Annotated in this window: 10 protein-coding genes; 9 read left to right on the plus strand and 1 reads right to left on the minus strand. The window is 36.4% G+C overall.

Annotation, left to right across the window (positions count from 1 at the left end; genetic code table 11):
- Positions 1-332, plus strand: a 332-nt coding sequence (locus BMG01_RS10175; protein ID WP_084013485.1) for a hypothetical protein, incomplete at its 5' end; no start/stop codon positions are given.
- On the opposite strand, the gene BMG01_RS10180 is transcribed toward BMG01_RS10175, so the two are convergent.
- A complete protein-coding gene (locus BMG01_RS10180; protein ID WP_004912437.1) occupies positions 319-657 on the minus strand; it encodes a helix-turn-helix domain-containing protein in 339 nt (112 codons plus the stop codon). The genes BMG01_RS10175 and BMG01_RS10180 overlap by 14 nt on opposite strands.
- A gap of 88 nt (positions 658-745) precedes the next feature.
- On the opposite strand from BMG01_RS10180, the gene BMG01_RS11365 reads away from it, so the two are divergent.
- From BMG01_RS11365 to BMG01_RS10215, 8 genes are all read left to right on the plus strand, one after another.
- Complete coding sequence (locus BMG01_RS11365; RefSeq protein ID WP_004912440.1) at positions 746-907, plus strand: hypothetical protein; 162 nt, start codon at positions 746-748, stop codon at positions 905-907.
- Positions 888-1,169, plus strand: coding sequence for a hypothetical protein (locus BMG01_RS10185; RefSeq protein WP_004912442.1), 282 nt, complete (start codon positions 888-890; stop codon positions 1,167-1,169). The genes BMG01_RS11365 and BMG01_RS10185 overlap by 20 nt, the downstream gene beginning before the upstream one ends.
- Positions 1,170-1,209: 40 nt before the next feature.
- Positions 1,210-1,620 carry a YopX family protein gene (locus BMG01_RS10190; protein ID WP_051000469.1) on the plus strand — a complete coding sequence of 137 codons (411 nt, stop codon included), beginning with the start codon at positions 1,210-1,212 and terminating at the stop codon, positions 1,618-1,620.
- Entirely contained in the window at positions 1,620-1,886 is a 267-nt protein-coding gene (locus BMG01_RS10195; protein ID WP_004912447.1) for a hypothetical protein, read from the plus strand. The genes BMG01_RS10190 and BMG01_RS10195 overlap by 1 nt, the downstream gene beginning before the upstream one ends.
- 285 nt (positions 1,887-2,171) lie before the next feature.
- Entirely contained in the window at positions 2,172-2,354 is a 183-nt protein-coding gene (locus tag BMG01_RS10200) for a hypothetical protein (protein ID WP_004912453.1), read from the plus strand.
- The gene (locus BMG01_RS10205) at positions 2,351-2,839 is read left to right on the plus strand and encodes a hypothetical protein (protein WP_084013486.1); all 489 of its coding nucleotides are present in this window, start codon (positions 2,351-2,353) and stop codon (positions 2,837-2,839) included. Before BMG01_RS10200 ends, BMG01_RS10205 begins: the two co-directional genes overlap by 4 nt.
- Positions 2,840-2,842: 3 nt before the next feature.
- A complete protein-coding gene (locus BMG01_RS10210) occupies positions 2,843-3,169 on the plus strand; it encodes a hypothetical protein (protein WP_036067041.1) in 327 nt (108 codons plus the stop codon).
- A partial coding sequence (locus BMG01_RS10215; protein ID WP_084013487.1) for a siphovirus Gp157 family protein occupies positions 3,169-3,632 on the plus strand: 464 nt, incomplete at its 3' end. The genes BMG01_RS10210 and BMG01_RS10215, both read left to right, overlap by 1 nt.

Below are 3,632 nucleotides of genomic sequence, written 5' to 3' on the forward strand. Positions count from 1 at the left end.
CTGATAGTGAATATCCACTACTAACGCTTGCTAATCGTCACGATAAATATTCAGATTTCCTTGAATCAATCACGACAGAAGAAGAATTAGCATTAGCTCGCTATATGGGTGGGGATGAACGAGTTTTGTTTGTGGTTAAAGAACAAGCATATACATGGTCTGTATTCGGTAACGGTGTCCGTTATGCAATTACAAAATTTAATGAACCAAAAAACTCCCTATTAACAGGGAGCTACGGAATTGCAGATATGGCAAAATCATTTCCAGCAAAACTAACCAAATCAGAAGTGATTGATTTAGGCTTTGATCCAGATATGTTTACCAATAATTAGTTTCTAGCATGGTCTTGATATAAACGGATAGGTCAGAGCGTTGTTTATCGGTCAATGTATGATTTTTGAACGACAGTGCTACGGTGCTATCAGATATATCAACTGGTTTATCACTAGTAATAGCCATACGATTATCAGTTCTACCAAGTAAATAATCCACAGTTGTGTTAAACACAGTAGCAACTTTGCCTAGAGCTTCGCCAGATGGGTTAACTCTACGCCAGTTACCTATTGTTTGTGGGGCAAGTTTTGCACGACGTTCAACTTCTGCAATTGACAATCTATGTTCATTAGCAAGTTGACGTACACGGTTATAAGTTTCCATAAATTATTACCTCTGCACAAATTGTCTCACGTTTATTTACTCATTGTCAAGAACTTGATTTGTATGTATACACATGGAGGTGTGTTTTTTGAAATATGATTTGAGAGTAGATGGCAAAACATTTAAAACTTATGAAAATTTTGATGAAGCCATACGAATGGCTAACTTATTGAATGGTGTTTATGACACGATTCCAGAAGCAGGAAGGGCAGTAGTTGTAGGCGAATACAATGACAATCGAAGAATATAAAAGACAGTCAATTAAACGCGTCAATAAGCAAGCAGCAGTTTCAGGAGCGTTTACACATTGTTTTGATACACATGCGCAATCCGAACGGCAACGTACATCAGAACGTAAGCGCAGATTAAGGGCATTGGTCAGAAGTAACATTACTGAAATTGACGTGCTTGCACAGTATTTTATGATCAGCGTGAACACGATTAAAAAGATTGCCTATTCTGCTGGTTATCATATCAGCAATGGGCAAGTTGTGGAAAGTGTGATGAGATGAAAATAGTTAGCTTACAGAGCGTGGCATTGGGTGAATAGTTATGCGAGAGATTAAGTTTAGAGCGTGGGACACCAGTACAGAACGTTATTATTACAACGTACAGGCTACGCACGATGCAGACATCGGAGATAGTTTTCAAAACATTTTAGATAACGATGAACTAATTGTTGAACAATACACAGGTATGACAGATGCGGACGGTGTTGAAATTTGTGAGGGAGACATTCTAAAAGATTTTGATGAAAATGGGATAGTTGGTTTTGTAGAATACGATGAAGCGTATGGAGAGTATAGCTGTGGAGACGATAGTTTATATGAGGCAACCAGATGTTGTGTTGTAATCGGTAACATTCATAAGCATGCAGATTTATTAGTTGATGACATCAATCGCATGATACCCGATGACATCGGCAATGATATTCATGAGTTTTTACACGGAGGAGATAAGTGATGACTGAACAGACTGTACTCGAAAAATATAAAGGTGGATTATCTTTGTTCAAGGGATTCAAAACGGTTGAACTTTTACTAGATGAAAAAAATACAAATGAAGATGAGTTGTATTTTCTTGGTTATGACGCAAATATGTATCCATTGCCTGATTTTGGTACATTTCCCTTGAACTATCAAAGCGTTATTAAATTGGCTGTAAAATCAAGACTAACTGATTGGAAAGGGGCTGTTTATATTGACGGCACAAAGGTATTAGGGGAATGACTAACCCACTAACAGAAGCGGTGCAGTTACCAGTGGAGGGTGAATGATTAAAGGAGCAAAGCGTGGTTCAACTCAATAATGATTTATAAAGGCAAGTATCAATATCTGCACCGTTATACCAAAAATAGAAATTACTTTCGTGCCATGACTATGTATTAAAAAGCCAATCAGAAGAGTAATCAGCAGTAGAATAATCATCAAATAGATTAAAGCGTGAAGTAATAGCAATGTCATGCTTAGTTATCCAATCGTTTTTTAACATTATAACATTTAGAAGGGAGATTCATGAAAGTAATAGACAAACAAGTATACATCGTGGGTTATCGCAAGACAGATAATGACGAGTGGGAAACATCTGGTACAACTTATGGCAATCAGATTGACGCACAAGCGGTCATAAATAAATTGAGTAAAGAGACAACACAACAGTTGAAGCTGTTTAAATTTGGAAGGGCAATACCATTATGAACTACAAAGAACTAAGCAACAGCTATAAAACAACAGAACACTTTAAAGACCGTTTACGTGAGCGATTCAACGTGTTCAATAATCAACTACAATGGGCGCAAACATTTTTCAACTCACAACCACGGTTGGTTAATGAAATTGATAATGTTCAGAAGTGGAGCAATGGAAACATTGTTGTGGTAACAGATGTTAAAGACCACGCCTATGTCACAGCATACAGTATTTCAAACAATGTCATTTTAGATGCTGCAAGTTTTGCTAAATTTCAAAAGGTCGCTAATGATCTAATCGAAAAGAAAAAGAAAGCAACGGTTAAAGAAATTTCTGCAATCAAAAAGTCACTGGTAACAAAGCTATCTGATATTGATAACAGTTTGAAATTAGTGAGTGACACTAATTTATCTATTCAAAGTAAGTTGGATGAGCTGCACAGTTATGAAGAACGAATTGCTATTTTTATGGAAATCGTGATTGTGGAGGGTTGATAAATGATTTGGATAGCGATTTACGCAACAATAATCAGTGGTTTATTGTTATGGCGGTCAGAGTATAAACTATATAAAATAAATGAAGAGTTTGAACACTTGGATATTCGTATTGACGGTATAGGCGACAAATTTCACGAACATATTAGGAAAGAAAAATTTGTCAGACTATTCGGAGAGAATAGTAAAACCGATTTATTTCAATACTACGATGGTATATTTACTTACTCACAATTGTACGATTTATACAATCGCAGGTATGTCAATATTGATCCAGATCGTGTTACGCGCATTGACATAAGTAAATATACCCAGAAAGGAACAAAATAATGCCAACATTGAGTGAATTAACTGATTTTGAAATCAAGCTAAAAAAGATGCTTGAAGATGAACAAATTGATACGCAAACATTTGAAGACACAGTCGCTTCACTAGATAAAGACGCAAAGATTGACGGACTATATTCCGTGGCTACAAACATTCAGGAAACAATTGATATTCTAACCGCACGTATCAAAATGAATCAAGAACGTGTTAAGTCAGAAAAGAAATCACTTGAACGATTGCTAAATTACGTGGCGTTTGTTATGGAAAAAGCCGGTGTTAAAGAACTGCGTACCCACACATCACTATTCACGATTAGGCGTAGCGTAGCGGTTGAAATTGATCCAGAAACATCACGTATTCCAGATGAATTTATCAACGTTAAAGAAACAAAGACACCTGATAAGGCGAAATTAAAGGCGTTTATCAATACCGGTGGAAAAGTTAAGGGTGTGGCAGTTATTGAACG

It is taken from the genome of Leuconostoc sp. BM2 (genome assembly GCF_002095565.1).
Lineage (GTDB): Bacteria > Bacillota > Bacilli > Lactobacillales > Lactobacillaceae > Leuconostoc > Leuconostoc falkenbergense.